This is a genomic window from Paenibacillus amylolyticus, from assembly GCF_047302515.1.
Lineage (GTDB): Bacteria > Bacillota > Bacilli > Paenibacillales > Paenibacillaceae > Paenibacillus > Paenibacillus amylolyticus_G.
This window is the reverse complement of sequence record NZ_CP168019.1, coordinates 6,252,659-6,278,240: the sequence shown is the minus strand read 5'-3', so window position 1 is coordinate 6,278,240 and position 25,582 is coordinate 6,252,659. Positions and strand designations below refer to the sequence as shown.

Annotated in this window: 24 protein-coding genes; 5 read left to right on the top strand and 19 right to left on the bottom strand. The window is 48.0% G+C overall.

Annotation, left to right across the window (positions count from 1 at the left end; all coding sequences use genetic code 11):
• Positions 1–4: 4 nt before the first annotated feature.
• The 7 genes from ACDJ59_RS27550 to ACDJ59_RS27520 form a co-directional block, all read right to left on the bottom strand.
• Positions 5–289 (bottom strand): hypothetical protein, encoded by a 285-nt coding sequence (locus tag ACDJ59_RS27550; protein ID WP_036671603.1) that lies wholly within the window; start codon positions 287–289, stop codon positions 5–7.
• The gene (locus ACDJ59_RS27545) at positions 289–756 is read right to left on the bottom strand and encodes a hypothetical protein (RefSeq protein ID WP_413406864.1); all 468 of its coding nucleotides are present in this window, start codon (positions 754–756) and stop codon (positions 289–291) included. The genes ACDJ59_RS27550 and ACDJ59_RS27545 overlap by 1 nt, the downstream gene beginning before the upstream one ends.
• 392 nt (positions 757–1,148) lie before the next feature.
• Positions 1,149–3,230, bottom strand: a complete 2,082-nt coding sequence (gene abc-f / locus ACDJ59_RS27540; RefSeq protein ID WP_413406863.1) for a ribosomal protection-like ABC-F family protein — start codon at positions 3,228–3,230, stop codon at positions 1,149–1,151.
• A 98-nt stretch (positions 3,231–3,328) separates the two neighbouring features.
• A complete protein-coding gene (locus ACDJ59_RS27535) occupies positions 3,329–3,478 on the bottom strand; it encodes a hypothetical protein (RefSeq protein ID WP_413409952.1) in 150 nt (49 codons plus the stop codon).
• A gap of 125 nt (positions 3,479–3,603) precedes the next feature.
• On the bottom strand, positions 3,604–3,888 hold the full coding sequence (locus ACDJ59_RS27530) for a hypothetical protein (RefSeq protein WP_413406862.1): 285 nt from the start codon (positions 3,886–3,888) through the stop codon (positions 3,604–3,606).
• A 53-nt stretch (positions 3,889–3,941) separates the two neighbouring features.
• A complete protein-coding gene (locus ACDJ59_RS27525; RefSeq protein ID WP_340399807.1) occupies positions 3,942–4,940 on the bottom strand; it encodes a glycosyltransferase in 999 nt (332 codons plus the stop codon).
• 18 nt (positions 4,941–4,958) lie between these two features.
• Positions 4,959–5,942, bottom strand: a complete 984-nt coding sequence (locus tag ACDJ59_RS27520; protein WP_413406861.1) for a phosphotransferase — start codon at positions 5,940–5,942, stop codon at positions 4,959–4,961.
• A 160-nt stretch (positions 5,943–6,102) separates the two neighbouring features.
• Here ACDJ59_RS27520 and ACDJ59_RS27515 point away from each other — a divergent pair, with 160 nt between their 5' ends.
• Together ACDJ59_RS27515 and ACDJ59_RS27510 are read left to right on the top strand one after the other, a co-directional pair.
• Positions 6,103–6,693 (top strand): TetR/AcrR family transcriptional regulator, encoded by a 591-nt coding sequence (locus ACDJ59_RS27515; protein WP_036671691.1) that lies wholly within the window; start codon positions 6,103–6,105, stop codon positions 6,691–6,693.
• A 312-nt stretch (positions 6,694–7,005) separates the two neighbouring features.
• Positions 7,006–7,584: an NAD(P)H-dependent oxidoreductase gene (locus ACDJ59_RS27510; RefSeq protein WP_413406860.1), complete on the top strand. Its 579-nt coding sequence runs from the start codon at positions 7,006–7,008 to the stop codon at positions 7,582–7,584.
• A gap of 599 nt (positions 7,585–8,183) precedes the next feature.
• Here ACDJ59_RS27510 and nikE read toward each other — a convergent pair.
• The 10 genes from nikE to ACDJ59_RS27460 all read right to left on the bottom strand — a co-directional run bounded on the left by nikE (position 8,184) and on the right by ACDJ59_RS27460 (position 19,260).
• Positions 8,184–8,984 carry a nickel import ATP-binding protein NikE gene (gene nikE, locus ACDJ59_RS27505; RefSeq protein WP_413406859.1) on the bottom strand — a complete coding sequence of 267 codons (801 nt, stop codon included), beginning with the start codon at positions 8,982–8,984 and terminating at the stop codon, positions 8,184–8,186.
• Between the two features lie 166 nt (positions 8,985–9,150).
• Complete coding sequence (locus ACDJ59_RS27500; RefSeq protein WP_413409925.1) at positions 9,151–9,957, bottom strand: ABC transporter ATP-binding protein; 807 nt, start codon at positions 9,955–9,957, stop codon at positions 9,151–9,153.
• Between the two features lie 39 nt (positions 9,958–9,996).
• Positions 9,997–10,827 (bottom strand): nickel ABC transporter permease subunit NikC, encoded by an 831-nt coding sequence (gene nikC, locus ACDJ59_RS27495; protein WP_036671611.1) that lies wholly within the window; start codon positions 10,825–10,827, stop codon positions 9,997–9,999.
• Positions 10,824–11,768 (bottom strand): nickel ABC transporter permease subunit NikB, encoded by a 945-nt coding sequence (nikB, locus tag ACDJ59_RS27490; protein ID WP_413406858.1) that lies wholly within the window; start codon positions 11,766–11,768, stop codon positions 10,824–10,826. Before nikB ends, nikC begins: the two co-directional genes overlap by 4 nt.
• A 75-nt stretch (positions 11,769–11,843) precedes the next feature.
• The gene (nikA, locus tag ACDJ59_RS27485) at positions 11,844–13,478 is read right to left on the bottom strand and encodes a nickel ABC transporter substrate-binding protein (protein ID WP_413406857.1); all 1,635 of its coding nucleotides are present in this window, start codon (positions 13,476–13,478) and stop codon (positions 11,844–11,846) included.
• Between the two features lie 294 nt (positions 13,479–13,772).
• Entirely contained in the window at positions 13,773–14,714 is a 942-nt protein-coding gene (locus ACDJ59_RS27480) for a glycoside hydrolase family 113 (RefSeq protein ID WP_413406856.1), read from the bottom strand.
• Positions 14,715–14,719: 5 nt separating this feature from the next.
• Positions 14,720–15,757, bottom strand: a complete 1,038-nt coding sequence (locus ACDJ59_RS27475) for a glycosylase (protein ID WP_413406855.1) — start codon at positions 15,755–15,757, stop codon at positions 14,720–14,722.
• 268 nt (positions 15,758–16,025) lie between these two features.
• A complete protein-coding gene (locus ACDJ59_RS27470) occupies positions 16,026–16,859 on the bottom strand; it encodes a carbohydrate ABC transporter permease (protein WP_047840860.1) in 834 nt (277 codons plus the stop codon).
• A gap of 2 nt (positions 16,860–16,861) precedes the next feature.
• Positions 16,862–17,749 (bottom strand): carbohydrate ABC transporter permease, encoded by an 888-nt coding sequence (locus tag ACDJ59_RS27465; protein WP_413406854.1) that lies wholly within the window; start codon positions 17,747–17,749, stop codon positions 16,862–16,864.
• A 197-nt stretch (positions 17,750–17,946) separates the two neighbouring features.
• On the bottom strand, positions 17,947–19,260 hold the full coding sequence (locus ACDJ59_RS27460; RefSeq protein WP_413406853.1) for an ABC transporter substrate-binding protein: 1,314 nt from the start codon (positions 19,258–19,260) through the stop codon (positions 17,947–17,949).
• Positions 19,261–19,484: 224 nt separating this feature from the next.
• On the opposite strand from ACDJ59_RS27460, the gene ACDJ59_RS27455 reads away from it, so the two are divergent.
• The 3 genes from ACDJ59_RS27455 to ACDJ59_RS27445 all read left to right on the top strand — a co-directional run bounded on the left by ACDJ59_RS27455 (position 19,485) and on the right by ACDJ59_RS27445 (position 23,072).
• The gene (locus ACDJ59_RS27455; RefSeq protein WP_413406852.1) at positions 19,485–20,675 is read left to right on the top strand and encodes an AGE family epimerase/isomerase; all 1,191 of its coding nucleotides are present in this window, start codon (positions 19,485–19,487) and stop codon (positions 20,673–20,675) included.
• Positions 20,672–21,856: a glycosidase gene (locus ACDJ59_RS27450; protein WP_413406851.1), complete on the top strand. Its 1,185-nt coding sequence runs from the start codon at positions 20,672–20,674 to the stop codon at positions 21,854–21,856. Before ACDJ59_RS27455 ends, ACDJ59_RS27450 begins: the two co-directional genes overlap by 4 nt.
• 139 nt (positions 21,857–21,995) lie before the next feature.
• A complete protein-coding gene (locus ACDJ59_RS27445) occupies positions 21,996–23,072 on the top strand; it encodes a substrate-binding domain-containing protein (RefSeq protein ID WP_413406850.1) in 1,077 nt (358 codons plus the stop codon).
• Positions 23,073–23,147: 75 nt separating this feature from the next.
• Here the strand turns inward: ACDJ59_RS27445 and ACDJ59_RS27440 are convergent, their stop codons facing one another.
• Both ACDJ59_RS27440 and ACDJ59_RS27435 read right to left on the bottom strand, forming a co-directional pair.
• Positions 23,148–23,825, bottom strand: coding sequence for a hypothetical protein (locus ACDJ59_RS27440; RefSeq protein WP_413406849.1), 678 nt, complete (start codon positions 23,823–23,825; stop codon positions 23,148–23,150).
• Between the two features lie 326 nt (positions 23,826–24,151).
• Positions 24,152–25,579, bottom strand: a complete 1,428-nt coding sequence (locus ACDJ59_RS27435; protein WP_413406848.1) for a hypothetical protein — start codon at positions 25,577–25,579, stop codon at positions 24,152–24,154.
• Positions 25,580–25,582: the final 3 nt, after the last annotated feature.

Here is a 25,582-nt window from a genome sequence, read left to right as displayed (position 1 = left end):
CCGGTTATCCTCCCGAACTGCGGAAGAAGCTACCGAAGCCGCTTGATTTGGACTTGGATTTGCTATAGGAGCTGTTACTGTCCTTGTTGCTTCGATACGACGACCCACCGTAGTAATAGTGCCCACTGCTGGAATCATATTCACATCCGGTATCATACTCCGGGTCACATTCATCATTGTTGCTGCCACAACCGGATAACACGGCAGGAACCGCCAGCATCAGGGAGAAAGCAACCAGTTTCGCTTTTGACCCGGGTTTCGATGCTTGCCCCCGCTCTTGGTCACTCATCACAGATCCACCTCTTTCATATAAAACAACACTTTCTTGCGATCCGCATCTAGCACGGAATACAGGAACTCATACGTCTTGCCACCGCGAACCATGTAATGGTCCAGCAGTTGCTCGGCAAGCTCCATCGTATAGGTGGATGACGCTGTGAGCTCCAACTCCTGAAACGAACTTCCATTCCACAGCATATACTCTGGGCTGTACATGGAAGACATTTTGCACATTGCCAGCGCAGCGTCCGCAATCGCCGCACCGTACACATCCGGCATCTGTTGCTCATACGCCGTTACATATACTGCATGTTCCCGCCCATCCTGGCATTCATTGGACAGATGCGCCCAGAGTTTGTTTTTCACCAAGGTGGCATCCACCAGTTTGCGCATGAACAGTTCATCTCGTGTGACTGAAATCTGTTCCAGCACCCCCGTCTCCGCCTGTCGATCATCCGACCAACTCCGATACGTCAATGAATAATAGATACCGATAACCTCCCTTTTTGCGAGCTCTTAGGTGAGCCGTTTCAATTCATACAAACGTATTTAACGCATGTGGAGGTGAAAAGTTACACTAATGAATCAATTTCATAGTACCTTTAGCTGCTTCAAATCAAGGCTAGACATAGATCAAAATGGTTTAATTTGTCTATGTCTAGTTACAAAACTCCATTTTTAGTGATTTATGAAATTGATTCTATTCACCATGACATGTAATAAAGTACATGTTGGCTACCTTCGTTCTCCGATTAACGAAGCAGGAAATAACATACTGTTTTCTACTTTTGGTACGCAATCCAGTTCAAAAAGGCCGGAGAAAATTCTCCGACCTCGTTTGTTCCATCTTATGCTCATGCCATTCGGACTTATAACTCAGCCCACTGTGCCAATACATCATTATATTCAGCGGACAATTGCTCGCGATCATTCCAAATTTGTTCCAGTTCAAGCGGATTGTTCTGCACCGTTTCCAGCTGTTGATCCAGCACCTGAATCTGTGCCTCAAGACGAGCCAACGTCTGTTCCAGCTTCTCCGCAGATTGTTGGTTGCCACTGCCACTTCTATGATTCGATGCAGCTACTGCCGAAGGAGTCAACGCCTTACCTGATACAGTAGAAGCTGCATGATCTTGACTTCCATCGGCAGCTACAACAGTTGAACCGTTCAATGTCGAGGTTACTCCTGATTTCTTCCCTGATCTGGCAGTCCCGCCGGGCGCAGACGTTAAACCTGACTTCATCTCTGACTTGGCGTTCCCACGAGAAGAAACTCCCCCTCCTGCTGCAGCCTGAGTTGTCGCCGCCGCACGAGCTTGCATATCAAGCTTCTTCTCACGATACGCCTCATAGTCTCCCAGATAAGCGGTCATCTGACCGTCCTCCAGTTCCCAGACACGGGAAGCGAGGCGATTGACGAAGTACCGATCATGCGAGATGGCAAGTACAGTTCCTTCAAAATCAACCAAGGACTCTTCCAGCGCTTCTCTGGATGCGATATCCAGATGGTTGGTTGGCTCATCGAGCAACAGTACATTGGGTTTACGTTGCACCAGAAGAGCTAGCCGCAGACGCGTCCATTCCCCGCCAGATAATTGCCCGACAGAGCGGAATACATCCGCTCCATAGAACAAATATCGTGCCAGAATTCCGCGAGCCTCTCCCTCTTCCACGCCTGCTTCCAGACGGAAGTATTCAAGTACGTTCAGTTTTGGATTCGTAGGTTCCTCCTGTTGAGCCAGATACCCGACATCCACACGCGCCCCCCACTCCAGCTTGCCCGCATTGGGCTGCTCGTCACCAAGCAACAACTTGAACAGGGTCGTCTTGCCGGAACCATTGCGGCCAATGAGTGCAATTTTATCTCCATATTCCAGCAGACCCGAGATTCCGCGCAGGATTTCACGCTCGCCATAGCTCTTCTCGACCTGTTCCAATACTGCTACCCGTTTACCCGTTCGATCCGTAGGACGCACATCGAACTCGGCATTTCGGCGCTCCAGTACAGGACGCTTCACCTGTTCCATCCGCTCGATGGCTTTACGCATAGAAGCCGCCCGTCTGAAGAACTTTTCATTCCCACCAACCCGGCCCCACTCCTCTAACTGGCGGATCGTTTCCTTCATTTTTTTGATAACCTTCTGCTGCTCCTTGAACTCCTCGAATTGCTGCAACAGCCGTTGTTCCTTCACTTTCATATATTCCGTATAACCGCCAGCAGATGTTTCCGCTTCTCCATCCTCCAGCTCCAGTGTTCGATTCACGACCCGATCCAAAAAATAGCGATCATGCGAGATCAGGACAATGGTGCCGGGATATTCTCGTAAAAATCCTTCCAGCCACTCAACCCGCTCCAGATCAAGATGGTTTGTCGGCTCATCCAGCAATAACAGGTCGGGTCTTACGATTAGCTGTGAAGCCAGCACCACCCGAGTCTGCTCCCCACCAGACAGGGAACCAAAGCGCCAACCATAGTGTGCCTTGACGATATCCAAACCGTCCGCCACCTGATCGATCCGGGCATCCATTTCGTATCCACCCTCACGCTCGAACTGGTCTTGCAGTGCAGCGTAGCGTTTCAGCAGGCGCTCCAATTGATTAGGGTCTGCTGCACATGCCGGATCGGACATCTGTTGCTCCATTTCCTTCATTTGCGTGCGACATATCATAAGCTCCTTGAATCCAAGACTCAGTACATCCAGTACGGTATGGTCATCCAATCCTTCTGGAACCTGAGCCACATATCCCATTCGTGTATCTTTCTTTATCATCAATTGCCCTTCATCCGGCTTGTTAAGTCTTGCCATCAGGCGCATAAGTGTGGTTTTGCCGCTCCCGTTGCGGCCGATCAGGGCGACCTTGTCACCTTCCATAATTTCAAACGTAATGCCGTCCAGCACCAGATGTGCTCCGTGGTATTGAGTCAGTTGTTGCGCGCTAATCATCATCATAATAAGGTTCCTCCTATGGTATGGAAGATCCTGACCGCAACACAAAAAGAGCCGCAGGAGGTTAGCTCCGCGGCCCTTCAGAATTCAAGCAATATCGCTTATCGTCCGAATGAGGTCAAGGCAGGCATCTTCTCGCAAATGTTAACTTCCGTATATTCAAAATTGGACAGACTTCTCCCGTTGGTCAGAAAAGTATGAACAATGCCAGCCATAGCAATCGGCAGCTGGCTAATACGGTTGTTAAGCATCTCGTGATTCACCTGTCTTCACCTCCCATGTCATAATTAATGTCAATATATCACAGACGAATGCGTTTCCGCAACCATCCCTTCGCCCAATTCAATCATACTGTACAGTAGCTTTACTGCTCGATCTATTTCCTGCCCCGTCGCCGAAGCACCACATCCCTGATCGCCACCGTAATAAGTGTTAACATTCCCGAGGTACCCAGTGATGCGCCAAGCAGGGCATATCCGATGCCGTTCCACCCGCCAATATCGATGCTGATCATGATTACAACGGCACCGCCGAGCAAGGCCACACATGGCAATATATATTGTACCCACGTCATTCGGCGTCCTTGTAACCGGTAGATAAACCATTCAATCAGCAGCTGCACTGCCCACATTCCCAATGTCCACAAGATCAGCACTTCCATAAGGTTCCCCTCCTGTTGCTGGATGGATCAAGCCCTTTGTTACAGACCTTACGTTACTTCAACCAATCTGAGAAAAAGTTCCGGTACCCTTCTTTCATCTTCGTGCGTGAAAAAGCACCAAATGCATACTCCCGGTTGTCTTCTGACACACTGCGCGGCGCAGCCGCAGCCATGTTCACCAGTTCAAACCAGTTATCCTCATTGCCTGCAAAGGCATGCGTGGATCGAATGTGACCGTAGCAGGCATGCTCCGGCTTCACGACCATTTTGCCCATCGCCATCGCTTCCGTCAGCGGCATCGCAAACGTATCAAAGGCCGAACAGCTCCAATATACCTTGGATGAATTCATCAACGTAAATATCTCATCCTGCGTGAGCGCAAACTTCAGCTTCACGTTGGAAGGAATGTCGTACTTCTTCATGGTTTCCTTATAGCGTACACCGCCAAACACCATATATACTTCCTTGTCCGGGTTCTGCCGAGCGTATTCCAAAACTAGATCTGGACGACGGTTCGCCTCATCCCGACCGATCCAGAGCACCCGATTATGCACAACCTGACTCGGATCATAGTGCCGGTTCGCCAGCTCTTCGCTAAAGCCAATCGGAATAACGTTCACGTCATGTACACCGAAATTGCGACCCAGTTCTGTTTTTAAAAACTCCGTCTGTACAATTGCTTTATCCACCATCGTATAAAATGGCTTCATCATCTCATATCCCGTTAGCGCAGGATCGGGGAAACTATGCGGAAACAATACACTCTTTGGTAAGAACATCTTCAAAAACGTAAACCCGGATACGGTGTAGATAACATGCTCTATATTTTGACTATGAATCTGGTCCAGCACGATATCGTAGTTCACCAGGTCACCTTTCTCATGCTCATAACCCGGCAACCAGTCGTATCCGCTGACATGACGCTCCGGCGAGATGAACACAATATCCACGCCCAGCTCCAGACCAATCTGCTTCAGCCGATCCGCAAATACGCGTGGCCCCTGTGCTTCCGTGAATTGAATTTTACGCATAACAAGTCCGACTTTACGCAAGCTTCTCACCCCTCATTTCTATTCCTCACCCAAGTGCTTCATGCACTGTTCCAGCGTCACTGCCGTCTCATGCCACTGGTTACGCAACTGTTCCTTCGGCCACACACATTCCTCACTTCTCAGGTCACCGTCAATCAAACGAAACATCCAGAGTGAGAATACAATAGCATAGGCGTCGTACCATTCTGCAAAAGAAACCCGTTCAATCTGCACGCCCAGGCTCCCCAGCTTGTCCAAGTAAACATCCATGACCCGCTCTCGCAATACAGGCGTGACTGTTCTGGGAAACAGCGGATGCGAGAGATCAACTAGATGATATATATCCCACAGTGGCGTATTCAGATGGGCATGCTCCCAGTCCAAGATGACCAGACTGCCGTCCACCTCCGCCATGTTACCTGGATGCAGGTCTCCGTGACACAAAACGGTTGGAAGTTCTTCCTCTGCCGTGAGGATCAACCTGGAGATCTTGTCCCAATCGGATGCGGATAGCTGCATATTCAATCTGGATAACAGTTCATCGGTAGATTGCCTATGCATTTGCAACTCATCCAACATTGTGCGAATGGACGGTTTCTGGCCCACGCGAGGCAGCTCACTCCAATCCGTAACAGGCAATGCATGCCATGCTGCCATACGTGCCGCTGCGCCGAGCATCGTCGCTTCTTGCGAATCATGCACCAGTTGCCCCAGATCCTCGTAGATCATCCAGCTCTGTGCTGGAGCAATGGTAAGATCCGACGCTGCAATGAGTTGCGGATAGATTGGTGGTAAGCCAGACATCACACGCTCGTACATCCATCGTTCCCGTCCATGCTGTACAGGATTCGTCAACGGTTTGAAAATATAACTTTCACCGCTAGGAACAGTGAATCGCTCCACATATCGTCCGTTCATTCCTTTATACAACTGTTCGCGGCTTGTTATATATTGATCATTCAGCATCCCTTCGGGCGTCACCCAGCTGTATGCATCCAACTCTTCATTCACACTTCCCACCATCCATTTCGTTCTTCCTACTGCTCCGATGTTGATTTCTATTCATCATACGTTGCCGCTCACAAGCCTGCAAGCTTTGGTCGTAAGCGCTTATTCAGTGTCTCAATTCAGAGTTTCAAAATTGCTTATTGCATTTTGGTTAGTAATCACTTACTATACAATCATGAAGAACAAATCTCATGTGGATAGCAAAAAGAAAGATATCCTACAAGCGGCGATGCGCTTGTTCGCAACCAAAGGCGTTGACGGCATATCCGTCAAAGAGATCGGTGACGCCGCCGGAGTAACCGATGCGGCGATCTACAAACATTTTAAAAACAAAGATGCCGTTGCCCTGGAAGCCTTCACCCAATACTGTGTCGACTATACTGCACTGATTGACGGGTATGTTCGACAGGAAGGTCCCGTGTTGGAACGCTTCAAGCAACTGGTTACCGAGGTTCTCCATCTGCATGATGAAGATCCCTACGGGCTGCTGCTGATTTCACAGAATCACGAAATATTCATTGAAGCCGGAAGTAGCGAGGATTACCGTCAACCATTGGATGCGTTAATGGATCTGATCGATCAGGGAATGATGCGGGGTGAACTGCCTCAGCAGGATTCACGGCTCACAGCCGTTCTGGTGATCGGTGCAATTACACGTATGGCGGTCTCCAGTATGCAAGGTGAACTACCGGAGCTGTTGGTACCTTATACGGGGGAAACGGTTCACAGACTTGCATCGATGTTAGGGCAGGTACCCCAGGAGTAACAATGTAGATGGGATGAAGCTAGAAATGGATTAGCGGAGCGTAGGGAAAACGACGTGAGCAACTACATTGTTTCCGAAGGAAACAACCTTCGTAAACATCGGCTTATTTCGGCTAAATCCCATATTCCGATGCGGATGATGCCGCCTAGGCATGATTCGTAAACAAAAGCGGACTTGTTGAATAACTTCTAAAGAGAATCGTTAACATCCCATCAGGATATACGAATGGATTACCGGGTCATACGTGACCTTTTCTTTTTGCACATGAGGTTAGTGTTCATTAACTAAAATAGTCAGGACGTGTCATCTTCCATGAAAAAAATATTAATTATTCAAGGCAATCCCGTCTCTCCCAGTTACAACGGTGCAATCGCCGAGGCTTACCGTAAAGGTGCGGTTCAGGCGGGTGCTGATGTTCGCATGATTACCCTGAACGAGCTGACATTCAACATGAATCTAGAAGGAGGATATCGTAATAAACTTCCGCTCGAACCGGATTTGCTACAAGCTCAAGAAGCGATTAAGTGGGCTGAGCATCTTGTATGGGTATTCCCAATCTGGTGGGGAGGACCACCTGCCCTGCTGAAAGGTTTCGTTGACCGAATCTTTATGCCAGGTTACGCCTTCAAGTATCAAAAAGGAAAACCATTCCCGGATCAACTTCTCAAAGGCCGCACCGCCCGTATGATCACTACCATGGATGGCCCAAGCTGGTATTTCAAATGGTTCCAGGGTGAGCCCGCACATAAAATGATGAAAATCTCCACATTTGCACTGACTGGCATCAAACCTGTGCGGATAACACCTGTAGATCAAGTTGGTAAAAAGTCAGATGAACAGAGAAAGAATTGGCTTGATAAGATTGAGCAGCTTGGGCGGAAGATGGGGTAAAGATTTCTGCAAGAAACCCTCATGGGAAGTATATACTTCTCTCCAGATTTTCACGTTTTAAGTTAAATCAAAAATCTGTGGATACGCGCAATTTGAAGGTAGTCCTGTAATCCGCAAGTGGCGCAATTGTAATTTTAGTTTAACTTATAACAGAAAGCAGAAATGTGCCTATTCCCAGTTACAAAAAAAGGGTTGTCCCCTACGTCTTGAACAAGACGTAGGGGACAACCCTTTTAGTATTCATTATGATCTAACGAACCGTAAACACGTTATTAGCGCCATTTCCGATAAGTCTGAGGTTTAACGAATCGTAGACGCGTTATTTCCTCGATCTGTGTATCATTTGGCGGTTTTAAACTAGTTTGCACCGGAATAACTTCACTGAGGTTCGTTACATTTTGCATTCCACGCTAAATCGCTATTTAACACTCACTCGGTTCGTTAGCGACCTGCTTAGAGAGACAAATCCGCACGACAGGTCAGCTTGATACGCCAATCGCCCGCCTCTGGAAAGTCGACTTCGCATCAGTAATGCAATGGAAACAACCATGGTTAGCGCCCCAATGAACAGCCATCTACAACAATACAAACAACGCACATTACCTAAACGAAATACGACCTGATGGATGCTCAGGCAAAATAGCTGTAACCAGCTGCTGCACAGCCGGATGATCCGACTTCATCACCGAATCCCCCGCATCACCGCTATAGACAATCCTGCCCTGATCCATTACCGCAATGCGGTCACAGATCGTCATGGCGGCACGGATGTCATGCGTGATAAAGAGGTACGACAACCCGTACGACGCTCTGAGCTCCGCCAGCAAGGATAGGATTTGTGTCTGGTGCACCATATCCAGGCTGCTGATTGATTCGTCCAGTACGATTAACTTTGGCTTGAGGGCGATAGCTCTTGCGATGTTAACTCGCTGTAATTGCCCACCGCTGAACTGGTGCGGAAGCTTGCTCCCATCCTCAGGTGTAAGTCCAACCTGCTCAAGCAGTTGTCCAATCACACGAAGTTGTTCTTTTCCCGACAATCGCTCGTAATTATCTAGTGGCTCACCGATGATCTGCGCGGCAGTCATGAGTGGATTCACAGCCGAATAACAGTCCTGGAACACGACTTGCAGTTCACGCCGTAATCCCTTGAGCACGGGTTTGCTGGATCGGTAGATATCCTGACCCTGAAACAAAACCTGACCCTGGCTAGGCTTCTCCAGCCCAAGAATGATTCTACCCAAGGTACTTTTACCTGCCCCGCTCGTACCCAGGAGTCCCAGACACACACCCTTTTCAATCGTAAGCGAGATGTCTGCCAGCACAGAAGGACGCGCTCCCGAACGATCCAGCCAATTACGTTTGCCGTAGCTATGGCTTACTCCACGTACCTGAAGCATCAGGTCATCCTCCTCTCTTGTACTTGGCAGAAGCAATCTCGGAAGAAGACGAAATTACACATTACCATGTCCATTCCCCCCCTACACCTACACGCTTCAAACATAGTTCATACCGCTCTACACATACATTGACTAACGATTCCACTCTTTATTAGTCGCTATCGTCCTATCGTCCCAAAGACATACTGGGTCTGGCATTTAACAACATCCGCGTATACTCATGCTGCGGGTGATCGAACAGTTGGTACACATCTGCCTGCTCCACAATCCGTCCCTTCTGCATAACCGCCACTTCATCTGCCATTTGCGAGATCACACCCAGATCGTGGGAGATGAGCAAGATGGATGTGCCGTATTCGGTACGTAGCCGATCCAATTCCTGAAGCACCTTGAACTGATTTACGACATCCAGTGCCGTCGTTGGTTCATCAGCAATAACCAAAGCCGGTCGCAGGCACATCGATATGGCGATCATCACACGCTGCAACATACCGCCACTCAGTTGGAAGGGATATCGCTTCATCAGTTTAGCTGGTTCGGGCAGGTTCATATCTGCCAACGCAGCAATAGCCCGCTCTCGGGCCGCTACTTTGGACATTCCCGTATGCGTACGCAAGGTTTCAATGAATTGAGACCCAATCGTATATACGGGTGTAAAAGCATTCATCGGATTCTGCATAATAAATCCGATTTCCTTGCCGCGGATGCGCCGCATCTCCTCACCTGACAACGAGCCAAGCTCCCGTCCATTCAGGTGGATGCTGCCCGACACTTCCATCCTGCACGGATCAAGCAGATGGAGCAACGCGTTACATGTAACGGTCTTACCACTGCCACTCTCACCGACGAGACCGAAGACACGACCTTTTTTTAATTCAAAATCAATGGGCTCCAGTAACGGGACTGAACCCTCCGCTGTTCTTAGATTCACTTGCAGACCACGAACTTCGAGTACCTTCGCTGCATCATCCATCGTTACGTTCACCCCTCATATGCCTTCGATTCCGAACCACTACCTTTTTGCAATGCCATAACGCTCGGATAACGCTTCTCCCAAAATGTTGAACGTAATGACTACGAGCAGAATCAATGCCCCCGGGTAGATCATCAACTCCGGATGACTGCGAATATAACCTGTCCCTTCATGAATCATAGCGCCCCATTCTGCATTCGGTGGTTGAATACCGAGTCCCAGGAAGGATAGAGCAGATATATCCATAATCGCCCAGCCCATCTCCAGCGTGCCCATCACAACAATGGGACGCTGCACGTTAGGAATGATATGTCTGCGGATAATCGTCCACGAAGAGGAGCCGCTAATCCGCGCCGCTGCGATGAAGTTCCGTTCTTTCAGACTAACGACCATATTCCGACAGATACGTGCATAATACACCCACTGTACCATCATGAGGGCCAGAAGCACCTGCATCAGACCTGGACCAAAGATCCCCACAATACCGAGCACCAGCACCAGATTCGGAAACGCCATAATGCCTTCACACAAGCGCATCAGCAGACTGTCCACCCAGCCACCAAGGTAACCGGAGATTGAACCTACAATGACACCAATGAGCAAAGATGACAGGAAGATCAGGGTAGCAAATCCAAGCGACACCCGCGCTCCATACATCAGTCTAGTGAGATTGTCGCGTCCCAGATGATCCGTTCCCAGCCAATGCTCAAGCGATGGACTCGCCAGCTTCTGCAACAGATTCACCTTCACAGGGTCATGAGGAGCAATCCATGGAGCTAATAACGCGATCACGAAGAAAAGCAATATAATCACCGAGCAGATCTGGATGGCTCTCTGTCCTTTAAATACCGCACGCCATTTGTTTATCAATGTTCTGCCCGTCCTTTCGCTGAAATCCGTGGGTCCATAACGAGCTGCACCAGATCAACGAGCAGATTGCATACGATGAACAGGCATGCCGCCAGGAAGACATAACATTGAATCACGGGAATATCCCGGTTAAATATCGCATCGACAAAATAACGCCCGAACCCAGGCCAAGAAAACACCTGCTCTACAATAATGGTGCCTGTGAGCAGCTTGCCCATACTCATCCCCATCCCCGTAATAAGGGGCGATATGGCGATTTTCAGGACATGCTTGAGCATAATCACTCTTTCGCGAATCCCGCGTGTTCTTGCATACTTTACATATGTCTCCTGCAATTGCTCCAGTACACTGGAACGTAACAATCGGGTGTAGACCGCAATAAGAATCAAGGAGAGTGTAATCGTAGGCAGAACCAGATTCTCCCACGAGCCACGGCCCTCCACAGGCAGCCAGTCCAGCTTCACCGAGAAAAAGAAGATCAGCAGGTAACCGAGCCAGAATTGCGGGATCGACGCGCCAAAATAGGAAATCGCACGGCTGACCATGTCAATCCAGCTATTCTTGTACACCGCCGCCAGTATTCCCAATGGAATACTCACCAAAACCGATAACAACATGCTCCAGAAGGCTAGTTCAGCCGTAGCGGGAAGCCTTAGTTTCACTTCATCCCATACGGGTTTGTTGGTGAGATACGAAGTACCGAAGTCGAGCTTGGCAATCTTCTGGATCGTATGCGCATATTGGGTTAACAAAGGCTGATCCAGACCGAATTCATGCCGCTTTTGCGCAAGCAGCTCTGGTGTTGGATAGATATGAGCCGCTGTCAGATAAGCCTCGGCCGGATCAACCGGTGAGATATGAATAAGCGCAAAGGTAACAAGTGTAGCGATAAAAACGATAGGAATGATCGCGATCATTCGTTTACCGATATAACTGATCACCAAACGTTCCTCCTTTTATTAAGCTACATGACCTTGCCAAGGCCTTACCACTTCCCAAATTAAAGTAATTACGACCTATTGATTGCCCAATTCAATGCCTACAAACGGATTTTCATCACGGTTTGCCGGGAAAATAAAGTTGGAGATTTTCTTCTGATATACAGCCGTTTTCTTAATATAAGAGATGGGTACGATCGCCGATTGCTCCTGAAGTGTTTTCAGGATAGAGCCATATAACTCCTGGCGTTTCGTCTCGTCTGTGGATGACAGTGCTGCATGCACCTGATCGTCCAGTTCCTTTTTCATCGGCAACGCACTCAAGGTCTCGGAAATCCCGAATCCAGGGCTTGCCACAACGTTAATGAAGGAATGTGGATCATATGGAGCGCCATAGTTGTACCAGAAATACAAGTCGAAATCATTGGCTTTCAAACGTTTGATCTGAACCGTAAGTTCCAGCCCAGTGAGATTTACTTTAACCCCAAGCTCGCTCCATTCCGCCTGAATGGTCTCAGCCATCGCTTTCTGAATCGGGTCCGTCTTGTCAAAAATCATCTCGAAATCAAGCTGCTGACCGTCTTTCTCACGAACTGTACCACCTACTGGCAGCTTCCAGCCTGCTTCATCCAGTAAAGCTTTGGATTTCTCCACGTCATACGTGATCGGTTCCAGGTCTACATTGGTGTACGGATAGTTTTTGGACAATACGGTATCAGCTGGTTCTTCCAAACCGGAAGTGACACCTTCCACCATCGCCTGTTTGTTAAACCCTTGCTGGAGCGCCATCCGCACTCTGACATCGGACAGCTTTGGATTGGAAGAGTTCAGCAGCAAGCTGCGAGTACCCACCGGATCAGACAATTGGGTCACATATTCATCGTTGTCACGCAGCTGTTGGAACGCATCCAGACTGATCACACCTTCACCATAGATCAGGTCGAGATCACCTTTTTCAAAAGCGAGTACACGGGTTTCACCGTCAGGAATGATTTTGACCGTAATCTGATCTACCTTCGGTGCTGTTCCCCAATAGTTCGGATTGCGCTTGAAGACGGCATATTCGTCCTGCTTGTATTCAGCCAGCATCCACGGGCCTGTTCCAACCGGCTCTTTGATACCTTGGGATGTATCTCCGTCATCCGGGAATCCGGCTTCACCCAGGAAGCGGAAAGGACGAACCACCGACAAGTCCTGAAGAACAGGATAATACGGCTCTGTGAGTGTCAACCGGAAAGTCTGATCGTCCACAACCTCCGTCTTGTCGAGCACACCTACAATGCCCAGCCAGCTATGTGTATCTTTATTTTTCATTACAGCATCAAAGTTCTTTTTCACAATCTCAGCATTAAATGGTGTACCATCTGAGAATTTCACACCTTGGCGAAGCTTGAATGTATATACTTTGCCGTCATCGGAGATGGTCCATGATTCTGCCAGAGCAGGTTCCAGTTTTCCGTCCTTCTGGTAACTGATCAGCGGCTCATAGAGCATGGATTGGGCAAATAATTGCGAAGGATTATACGTATGCGGATTCATTGTACCGATATCACGTGGCCATGACATCGTAATCGACTTCGTAGATGTTTGATCCGAAGCAGCAGATGAGGATTCATCTCCACTTCCTGTATTGCTACAACCCACAATAACGAATAACAACAAGAGCATAGTTGCCAACGTGAGGGCCGAAGATTTGCGATGTTGTACAGACATGAATGTTGAACCCCTTTTCTCTATTTTATGATAATGATTATCATATTCATCCATTAAGAATAGGCAGGAGCCCTCCTTTTGTCAACAAAATTCGACATGATATGTGTTGTTATTAAAATAGCCAAAAAAGCCCTTCCTGTAGGAGGAAAGGCTTCTTGACCTGAATGTGAATCACAACTGCAAAAATAAGTTCAACAATAATCTGCTATTCCTCACTCACAGCATGGAAATCACGAAAGTACATATGCAGATATATTACTGAAATCCATCTTCATACGCCTTCTTGTTTCTCATTTAAACTTCTACAGCGATGCCCTCATAGAACCGACGAATCACCTGCTCCGCTGGCTTTCCGTAAACTCCATATCCATCATCGGTCAGCGCCTCCTTCTCCGCGTGTAGATGTGCGCTCCAATCCCACAGACCGAATCCACGTACCCAGTCACGCTGACTGACATGCCGGAACATCGCTTCATAGAACCGCTCTTGTTCCTCCGTATTCACTTCGCCTTCCAGTCCCCAATCGTTTGGAACCTGGGCCGATCCACTGCGGCTGGGACAACCTGCTTCCGCAAAGAAAAAGGGTTTGCCATAGGGAGCAATCACCTGTTCAATACGATCCAGCTGTGCCTCCCAATCTCCGATGGGATAATACCCACTGGAAGAGATCACGTCAACGGCATCCCACCATTTCACATGACCTTCCTGATATTTATCCGTGTTGTACGACACCAGTCCTGTGTACACTTCACGCACACTGGCGATCACCTCGCGCCACTCTTCATCCCGACGCTCGGATTGCACCATCTCACAACCTACAATGAACATCTCACACTTTTCCTGCTCTGCAATCGCTGCATAATGCTTCTGAAATGCCGTATAGCTGCGGAACCAATCCTTCCACTTTGGCTCACACGGCACATCGATATCAAAAAAGTTAATATGTGCACGCCATGTGCCATCGGTACAATTGACGGTTGGTTTCAGAATGACACGCAGCCCGAGTGTACGGGCATAACGCATCATGTCCACCAGTTCATCATCCTCTACCAGATGTGTACCCCGATACTTGACCTCTACCGCCTGCGGATGATCCTGATGTGCCGCCAGTGCAAAAATAACATGAGAACTGCCTGTACGTTCTGCCATCAGGCGCAAAGATTCTTTGGCTTCCGGCTTACGGAAGTCCCCCCTGCCACTCATCCAGCCAAAAGTAAATCCCTTGATATACTCCATATGCATTACAGCTTGCCCTCTTCATGGTCTCCGGCGATGACTTCATCCGTCTCGATCACATAGTTCACGATTTCTTCGATGGTCGTGTACGCCACGCCCACATACGTATCGGCAGCGCCGTAATAGATAGCGATACGTCCGGTATCAGCATCATGCAGAGTTGCACACGGGAAGATGACGTTATCAACGAAGCCTTGTTCTTCATACCATTTTTCCGGTGTCAGTACGAAGTTAGAAGAACGGTATTTTACTTTGGACGGCTCATCGAGATCCAGAATGACCGCACCCATGCTATAGACAAAACCATTACAGGTTCCCGTTACGCCGTGGTAGAACATCAGCCAGCCTTCGGACGTTTCGATCGGAGCGGGCCCGCCGCCAATTTTGACCGATTGCCACCAGCCTTGGCCGCCCTTGCTCATCACATGACGATGTTTGCCCCAGTACACAAGATCCGGGCTTTCACTCAGGAAAATGTCTCCGAATGGGGTATGTCCACTGTCACTTGGTCTGGACAACATCACATAGTTATCCTTGATTTTGCGCGGGAACAATACGCCATTACGGTTGAATGGCAGCATTGGATTTTCGAGGCGGACAAATGTTTTGAAGTCATCTGTTTTGGCCAGGCCCAGTGCTGCGCCGTAGAAGTCTGTACACCAGATGATGTAATACGTGTCCTCGACTTTGACCAAACGTGGATCGTACGCATAGTTCGGCATAAACGGATCGCCATTCTCATCTACAAATGCAATGCGTTCCTCTTCAATTGTCCACTCCAGACCGTCTTCACTCGCCCCCATGTGAAGGTGAGGACGGCCATTAACAGTTTCGGCGCGGAATACCCCAATGAATTTGCCTTCATACGGTACAACGGCACTGTTGAAAATGCGGGCAATGCCTTTGACCGGATTACGCGGAACCACCGGGTTCGCCGAATGTCTCCATACCGGGCCTTCCGTTCCCTCCGGTTTGGCTTCCCATGGCATATTCGGCAAAGCGTCCCCAACAATGTGTACGTTTTTCATTTCAGCAACTGACATTTTTCATTCTCCCTTCGGTTAGGCTTTATGAAATGAATACTTAAAATTGCACTTGACCACTTTGATGACAGAACAACCTTCCGATCGCCGTTATCCCCAGATTTTTTTTGATCCCCTTATAAAAGGGAAAAATCCGGTTATAGCGTATGCTTACGGAGCGAGCTTTCTTTCAGAAAGCTTTTAGCGCCCCCTCCGTTTCTCCAGCTTTTTTTTGTCCTCTTCGTTCCTGTACATTCTCATATGCATTTCATATAGCCTTTCGTTTTTTTTATTTAACTGAGCCTTGCGCGAAGCCGTTGTAGATGTACTTCTGTAACAACAGGAAGATGATCATGGTTGGAATAATGGCGATCATGATGCCGGCGCTGATGACTTCCCACTGCGATCCAAACGGTCCCTTGAATTTGAACAAGGCGGTGGATATGACCTGTAGATCGGTCTTTGGCATGTACAGGAACGGTGTGTAGAAGTCGTTATAGATGTTCACGCCCTTCACAATAATGACCGTTACAATGGCCGGTTTCAGCAGTGGCAGAATGATTTTCCAGTAGATCGTGAAGTACGACGCGCCGTCCAGCATGGCGGATTCATCCAGTGCACTTGAGATAGAGCCCAGGAACTGTAGGAAGATATAAACCGCGATGATATCTGTACCCAGGTACATCACGATGGCCGCCCAGCGTGTGTTAAACAGGTCGAGCGCGTTGATGATCTGGAATGTGGCGACCTGTGTCGTAACACTTGGAATCAGCGTAGCGAGCAGGAATGCCGCGACCATGATTTTCTTGCCCTTGAATTTGAACCGATCCAGTACATACGCGATCATGGAACCCGTTAACGTTGCACCTATAATGGAGATGATTAGGATAATAATTGTATTTTTAAAACCGACCAGCATGTTGCCATCCACAAAAGCCTTCGTATAATTCGCAAAGTTCAGCCAGTTAGCTGGCGGGGCAAGCGGACTGCTGGTAGCGTATTCCGCATTCGTTTTGAGAGATGCAAACAGGATGACCACGATGGGCAAAAGCGCGATAAACGCCGCAAGCACCAGGGAAGCATATTTAACCACGCTCGCAAGGGTGTATTTGAGTTGTGTCACGTTTATTCCTCCCCTTTCATGGTGACGCGCTGCACAAGCGTAACGAGAATAACGATCAAGAGCAGCACCACAGCCATGGCGGATGCCAGTCCCAGCTTGCCGTATTTAAACGCCAAATGAACCGTCTGGATTACAAATGTCATACTGCCGTTGGAACCATCAGTCATGATATATGGAATATCGAACGCACTAATTGCGCCGCTAATCGCCAAGATCAGGTTGAGCTGCAGGATGCGTGTAATGCTTGGCAGGATGATGTGGCGGAATTGCTGCCAGCGATTGGCACCATCAATATCGGATGCTTCATACACATTCTTCGGAATGGAGGAGATTGCACCCAGGAAAATGATAAAGTTGAAGCCCATGTATCTCCATACTGAGGCACCTGCGAGTGACACGTTGATAATATTGGGATTACCGAGCCAGAGCTGCGTGTATTGTCCCAGCCCGACAGCATGCATGAGCATATCGAGTGTGCCGTCCGGTTTGAAGAAAAAGAGGAAGATAAAACCGATGGCTACCCCATTCAGCAAATAAGGGAAAAACAGTATGCCTTTGAAGAAGTTTTTGCCTCGAACTTTGAAACTCAGAATGGTGGCAAAGTAAAGCGCCAAGCCCATCTGTAAGAACGTAGCCACGAAGTAATACAAGCTGACAATAAATACTTTGAAGTATTCGGGATCACTGAATATGCGCGTATAGTTCTCAAACCCAACATAATCGAACCTTTTACTGTATCCGTTCCAATCGGTGAAACTGTATTTGAACATGTTGATGACAGGCAAGTATGCAAACGTGAACAGCAACGCCAGCGGAATAATTGAGAAGGCACAGATGATAAATATGCGTTGCGCTGAGTAACCCCAATTCGAAACCTTTAAGTACTTCATGCTCTCCACACCTCCAAGCGGTTCACCCGCCTATATATCGAAAGACTCCCGTCCAATGGAATTCCTGCGGAATAACTGCCGGGGGAAGAGCATCTGGCATCATACTTTCAAATACCACATGCTCCATGCTCCATTCATAAATGGATTCCTATACCCCCGCAGTCCATTCATCGCCTGATCCACTCACGCTATTCTAATTATTTCGTGAGTTCTGCCCGTGCTTTGACCCACTTGTCGTTCAGGTCCTTCATGATGTCGTCATACGATTCCTTGCGGTTCCCAATACCTGCTTCGATAATGCGTTTCTTGAAATCAGGCTGCCAGAGGCCGATTTCACCTTCGTTATCGATCTTGTCAACGAGACCTTCCTGACCTTCTTTGGCAGGTGTAAGTGTCGAGAATTGAACGTCTTTATATTGATCCAAAATGGGTGGCAATTCAGCATTCTTGTCTGCATCCATACCGCCGCCTTGTTCAACTGCGTAGTTCGACTTCGCCAAGAACCAGTCAATCCAGGCTTTGGCAGCAGGTTTGTTCTCACTGTTCACGTTCATGCCGATGTTATAGTCTGCGGAGAGCGGAACCACAACCTCACTTGCGTTGGTTGGGAAAGGAAGGAATCCGATGTCGTCCGGTGTATCCGTCATACCTTGAATCTGTGTGATGGCCCAAGAGCCAAGTGCCATCGTGGCAATTTTGCCTTTGGCAAGATCAGCCTTGGAACTTTCCCAGTCGGTTGTCGTTGGATCTTTCTCGATTAGATTGTTCTTGGCTGCATCATAGAGCACTTTATATAGTTCATAGTGTGGCTGACCAGGCACAAAGTTCTCATCTGTGTTCGGTTGGTCCACGTTAACGTAATCCACACTGCCTGCAACGGTTGGCAGATCCGATTCCCATTGGGTTAATGCCCAGCCAGATGCATAGTTGGTGTAGAGCGGAACCGCATCTGTATTGTCTTTGATCAACTGAAGCGCAGCCTGGAATTGCTCCGGTGTTTTTGGAACTTCCATAATGCCTGCGTCTTTGAAGACCTGTTTGTTATAAATGATTCCTGAGAATGTGATCACGGTAGGGATACCGTATACCTGACCATCCACCATACGTTCTTCAATGGCAGTGTATTTGTCTTTCAATTCATCGTACGTGCCAAGCGGCTCGAAAAAGTCCGGGATATCTGCGATCGGAACACTGGTCGGGATCATCAATACGTCACCGTAATCTTTGGTGCTCATACGGATTTTCACTTGTCCTTCGTAGTCGGCCAGTGCCTGGAAATTTACTTTCACATCGGGATATTCCTTGTTGAATTCTGCTGCGTAGTCTTTGAACACGGTATCCACAATATCTGTACGTTGCGTCAGAACGGTTATTTCACCTTTGATATCTGCCGGATCTGTACTGATCTCCTCCCCTGCCTGCGAAGATCCACCTCCGGATGAACATGCAGCAAGTAGCGAAGTGATGAGCAGCATCGTCAGCAACATCATCCAACCTTTGTTTTTTCTCAATTGTTTCGACCCCTCTCTTAATTTAATTAAGTTATCGTTAAGGTTACAAAATGAATTCTATTATGGTAACGCTTACCTGTCAATTAAATTAATTATAACTTAACAAGAAAAATTGCGATGCATTTCGTTGACATCTGTTTTTCAGAGCACTAATATGGACTAATAAAGTTACCGTTAACTTAATTTAATTAGATTGATGCACTATTTTGAAGGAGCGCTCACTTATGAATACAAAAACAACCGAACTTCAATCTGAGATTAAGACGCATTGGGAGAAGCAGATTTTACCCTTCTGGTCCAACCTTAAAGATACAACCCACGGTGGATTCTACGGCTGGGTTGGCAATGATCTTCAGGTGAATCCGCAGGCACCCAAAGGCGGGATTGCCACGGCACGGCAATTATGGTCTTTTGCAGCAGCCTATCGGGTTACCGGAAACGAAAGATGGCGCGATCACGCGGCGCACGCATATCGTTTTCTCGCTGATCATGTGATGGATATCGAATATGGCGGTATGTACTGGATGGTAGATTACACAGGGGAAGCGCTGGACACGAGCAAACATGTGTATACGCAATCATTCGGAGTGTATTCACTCAGTGAGTACTATCGTGCTACCGGGGATGCTTCTGCATTGGAACTTGCGAAAACGCTTTTTGCACTAATCGAGGACAAAGGTCTGGATGCCGAACTACCTGCGTACAAAGAACAATTTGATCGCACATGGAAGGAACAGCCCAATGAAATGCTGAGCGAAAATGGGGTGATTGCGGATTACACAATGAATACGCATATCCATGTGCTGGAGGCCTACACCACACTCTATCGAGTGTGGCCGGATCAACAAGTGAAGGCAGCGCTGGAACGCCTGCTTGGGATTCTATATGAACAGGTGTATGACCAAGACACCAAGTTTCTCGGGGTTTTTTTCAACAAACAGTGGGAATCCATCATCGATCTGCGCTCGTTCGGACATGACATTGAGGCCAGCTGGCTGATCGACGAAGCACTGAAAGTTCTGGGGATAGAACAACATCCGCAGTATGCAGCGATGGTAACGGATATCGCCTATAACATCTCCAATGTGGCCGTGAATGCGGATGGTTCCCTGTTAAATGAACAAGAAGGTGAACATATCGATGATAAGCGAATTTGGTGGGTTCAGGCCGAGGCCATGGTGGGCTTCTATAATGCATATCAGCGTACAGGTGATCCATTGTTTCTGGAGAGAGTCGAGCGCTTATGGACCTATACAAAAGAAAACATCATTGATCAGCGCGCTGGTGGGGAATGGTACTGGTCGGTTGATGGGAACGGAACACCGGATCAGAGCGAAATTGCCGGACCGTGGAAATGCCCGTATCACAATAGCCGTTTTTGTATTGAACTAATTGAGAGGATGGGATCAGAATGATACACCCGAAATATAAGGAGTTACTGGAGAAACAGGAGCAGTTGCTAACTCGTCCCAATGAGATCAATTCTTCCTTCTACAACGGCATATATGATCGGTATCAATATCCGGTAATCACTCGCCATCATGTACCGCTGCATTGGAGATTCGATCTGAATGAGACGACCAACCCGCATTTCATGGAGCGTCTGGGCATTAATGCGACGCTGAATCCGGGAGCCATCTATTTCAATGGCAAATACGTCATGGTCATTCGTACCGAAGGATTGGATCGCAAATCGATCTTTGCGCTCGCCGAGAGTGACAATGGCATCGACGGATTCCGTTTTACAGGTAAACCATTAGTCTGGGAAGATATTGATGCGGATGAAACCAATCAGTATGATATGCGCCTTGTTCAGCATGAGGATGGCTGGATCTATGGCATCTATTGCTCGGAACGCAAAGACCCGGAGGCTCCTGCATTTGACACGTCCAGCGCAGTGGCACAGGCCGGACTGGTTCGGACACGAGATCTCACAAGCTGGGAACGGTTGCCCAACATCACAACGAATTCCCCTCAACAGCGCAATGTCGTGTTGCACCCGGAGTTCGTGGATGGAAAATATGCCTTCTACACCCGTCCACAGGACGGATTCATCTCAACAGGCAGCGGCGGCGGAATCGCCTTCGGTCTGTGTGAGGATATCTTGAACCCGGTCATTCATGAAGAGACGATTATCGACGAACGGCAATATCATACGGTATATGAGGTCAAAAACGGTCAGGGCCCTGCTCCGCTCAAGACGGATCGTGGCTGGATTCACATTGCTCACGGGGTTCGGAACACCGCGGCAGGCCTGCGTTATGTGTTATACACCTTCGCTACGGATCTGAATGATCCGGCGCGTATTATCGCCAAGCCGGGCGGCCACTTCATTGCCCCTTATGACGATGAGCGTGTAGGCGATGTATCCAATGTTATTTTCTGCAATGGTGCTGTGGTCAATGAGAAAGAAGAAGTCTTTATCTATTACGCATCCAGTGATACCCGCTGTCATGTAGCAACAACGACTCTGGAGAAACTGGTCGATTATACGTTCAATACACCGGATGATCCGTATCGTTCCCTGGACTGTGCCAGCCAGCGGGGTCAGCTGATTGAACAGAATGAGAAGCTTTTACAGAAACAATTGACATAACATCGCTATAACAACCTTTCAAGCAAGCCTGAAATATGCTGAAAATAGCGAAACAACAGCCAGAATTGCTTTATTCCAAGTGGGTAACGATGTATACTGATATGGATTGTTATTATGTGCGGAGAAAACACTCATCATAATGACAGCACATTGTGCCTATACCGGCTTGAAGGAGGCGACCATACTGAAGAACAATATCACCATGCGGGATATCGCCGACAGGCTCGGGGTCAGCAGTGTGACCGTCTCGAAAGCATTGAATGATAAAGATGGCGTGAGTGGCGAATTAAAGGAAAAAATTAAAGTGCTTGCTGTTGAAATGGGCTATCGGTATAACGCCGCTGCCCGTTCCATGAAGGAAGGCTTAACCCATAATATTGGCGTAATTATCCCGGAGCGTTTTACCGGGCCTACGCAGTCGTTCTATGTACGCGTGTTCCAGCGCATCACCAAACATCTGGAGGAACAGGGTTACTACGGTATTCTGCACATTCTGAATGTGGAGGATGAGGAAGAATTAACGCTACCCAAGCTATACAGCGATAACAAGGTCGATGGTTTCATCGTGCTTGGACAGATCAGCAAAGAGTATATTGAACTGGTGCGATCGATGGAAGTTCCCAAAATGTTTCTCGACTTCTACGATGAACATTCGGACATCGATTCCGTCGTTACCGATAACTTCTACGCTGCCTATGAGCTAACGAACTATCTGGTTCAGCAGGGCCACCGTAACATTGCTTATGTAGGGAACCTGTATTCCACGAGCAGTATCCAGGACCGATTCCTTGGGTATTACAAATCCTTGCTGGAACATCGCTTGCCGATGAATCCAGATCTGGTTCTAAATGATCGGGATGAACGGGGTACATTTATTGAGATTGATCTGCCGGAACAGCTGCCAACCGCTTTTGTATGCAACTGTGATCAGGTCGCTCATCTACTGGTTCAAAAACTGACTTCCATGGATATTCAGGTGCCTGGCCAATGCTCTGTTGTTGGCTTTGATAATGATATCTATGCCATGCTCTCCGATCCCAAGCTGACAACCGTTGAAGTGGATGTGGAACAGATGGCGCGGACGGCGGTCCATTCGATGCTCAAAAAGGTCGACAACCCCAACCGCAGCTTCGGCCGTGTACATGTGAAAGGCAACATCATCTATCGTGACTCGGTGAGTGCTGTGTCTGCCTCATCAGATACTATGGATATTTGAATTAAAAAATGAAATAAACAAGCACAGATGACTGGCCTTTATCTTACTGGCCAGTCTTTTCTGATGCATTGGAGCTTAACGACGGCGATGATCTGTTGAATCCTTCAAAAATGTAGTCGTTCTCCAAATCGAGAGGATGAGGATCAGCTCATACACATTGGTTAAAGTACCGGTTTCCACTGGCAGGGAGATTAACTGCCCTACAAACAACAAGGCAGTTCCAACAAACAGCCAAACCCATTTATGTTTGAAAAGAACGACCAGGCTAACAAATAAGAGTACAATCCCCACGATGATCACCATCATCGGCGGACCTCCATGACCTTCTGCCATATATCTCAGTACTCCATACTCTTCTATAACCTTGAGATTTTTAACCTCGGATAAAGTAAAACCTACAATCTGGTAGATAACCAAACATAAAGTTATCAGCCATGCCACCACACTCGTTATACTTCTATTGGCAAACTTGGCACCTGAGCTATGCAAGATATGGTAGCTAACAAGAACAAGGGTAGGGGTAGCAAAGGCATGTAGCCAAAATCGAAGGCTACTGAGAACCATTAGCGGTTCCCCTTCACCTATTATATTACCTAGAGCAATAATTCCATTATCATACGCCAAGCTGAACGCTACGAATAACTGAAAACTAGAATACGCCAGCCATTGCTTCCTCTGGGTCAAAGCGACGGTCATCCGAATAACAAGTATCAAATAAACAAGAGTAAGTGCGGAATATATCCATACATCCAAGCTGCTTCACCATCCTTATTGATCAATTCTAATAAATTATATTTACCGGTAAGTAAAATTACAAGTCGTACTTGTATAAATGGTTAATTTGTCATAAATTACTCACAAAGGTAATGAAGATGAATATTGATATACAACGATCATCGGGGAGACTAACACATGCTGTAGCTGGAGATGATCCACCCTAACAAGGAGTCACTTTTCAAGCGGCCCGCCAAACTGTTTATGGAGCTGATTCATATAAAAAGAGCACTCCCGGCTATCGTAGCTGCAGGAGCACTCTTTTCCTTATTTGAAGAACGTAAAAGCAACAGGTTACTCTGATATCAGTAACTTGTCTTCAACCAATTGTCCTTGGACCAGGTCAATTTACCCGAACCCGCGCCATTGGAAGCCGTGAGGCGTGCATTCAACGTAGATGGATCATCCGTGGTATAGCTGTAAGGAAGTGTAGAGAAGCCGTTCCAGGAGAACGATTTCACCACGGCCGGGATTGGCGCCAGTGGACTGCCAGACGTATCACTGCTGCCACGGAATGAGCTGCCATCCAAAGAATACATGGTATCGGTCACTCTGATTTTGCCGGTATAGGTTGGGTCTGCCGGATCGGTCTGATTGTTGCGAACAGGATACAGAACGTCCTTGATGACTGATTTCTCAACTAATACGGCTCCGCTCTCTGTGGAGATTGCCCCATTGCCAATGATATCGAACTTATAACCTTTGGACGCAATCGCTGTTGCCATCGCCGTTGTAATTTTGGCTTTAGCGGCACGTGCCCCTGTCGAATCCATCACGATGTTGTATGCATGTGCGTTGCCTCCACGCAGGCGCGGCATCCGATCCTGAATATCTTTGTACAGATTATGGTGCAGGGTCATGGACAGGTTGGCGTTAGCTGATTCCAGGCTGGTCGAACCGACCAGATGTCCTTTCTTTTGTGGCCCCGAGATGGCGATAATATCGGCTTTGCTGAGACCTACAGCACTGCTGCGCAGGTAGTTGTACATGGGATAGGAAGCCTTATTTGCTTCCAATTCGTTAATCTGCTGGGTAACCCAGCTGTTCGAGCTGCCGTCATCCCCTTTGAAGAGGGACCAGGAAATGGTCACGCCGCTGGTTCCTTTTTTCGAATCGACGAGTCCGTCATAAGCTTTATTGAATGTGCAGTGATCAATCCATACGTTGCTGTTCTCCTCCAGGGTGATGTAGTCCCAATCGTTCTTGTCGTAATCACCTTTGGTGGATTCATCCCATTCCCATAACTCATCAAATTCCAGGTTGCGGATGATGACATTTGAGCTTCGTTTCACGCTGATCGCAGCGTGTTTGATCTTGGAACCATTGGCGGAGAAAATCGTGAGTCCATTGAAACCGTCAATCGTGAGCTTGCTGACACCGGTCTGTTTTAATACGGGATGCGTCAACGCATCATTATGCTTGGCAAAAGGAGAAGTCTGCGCTGCGCTCGGAATTTCATTCCATCCCAGATTCAGATCGTTCATGATCTCAACAACTTTGACACCGGAGTTCTTTTTCAGCGCCAATGCCAGATCGGTCGCATTATACACTTTCTTATACGTTGCTGTGTTTGATTCGCTAATGATGCCGCCGCCCGCGTTCCCTTGGGAGAAGCCTGTAAGATTGTAGTCTGCGTTACCCGCTGCCTGCACACTTGCCTGGCCGGACAATAAAGTTAACCCCAACGTTAGAGCCAAGGCTGTGCTGCATAAACTTCGAAATTTAGTTTTCATCGA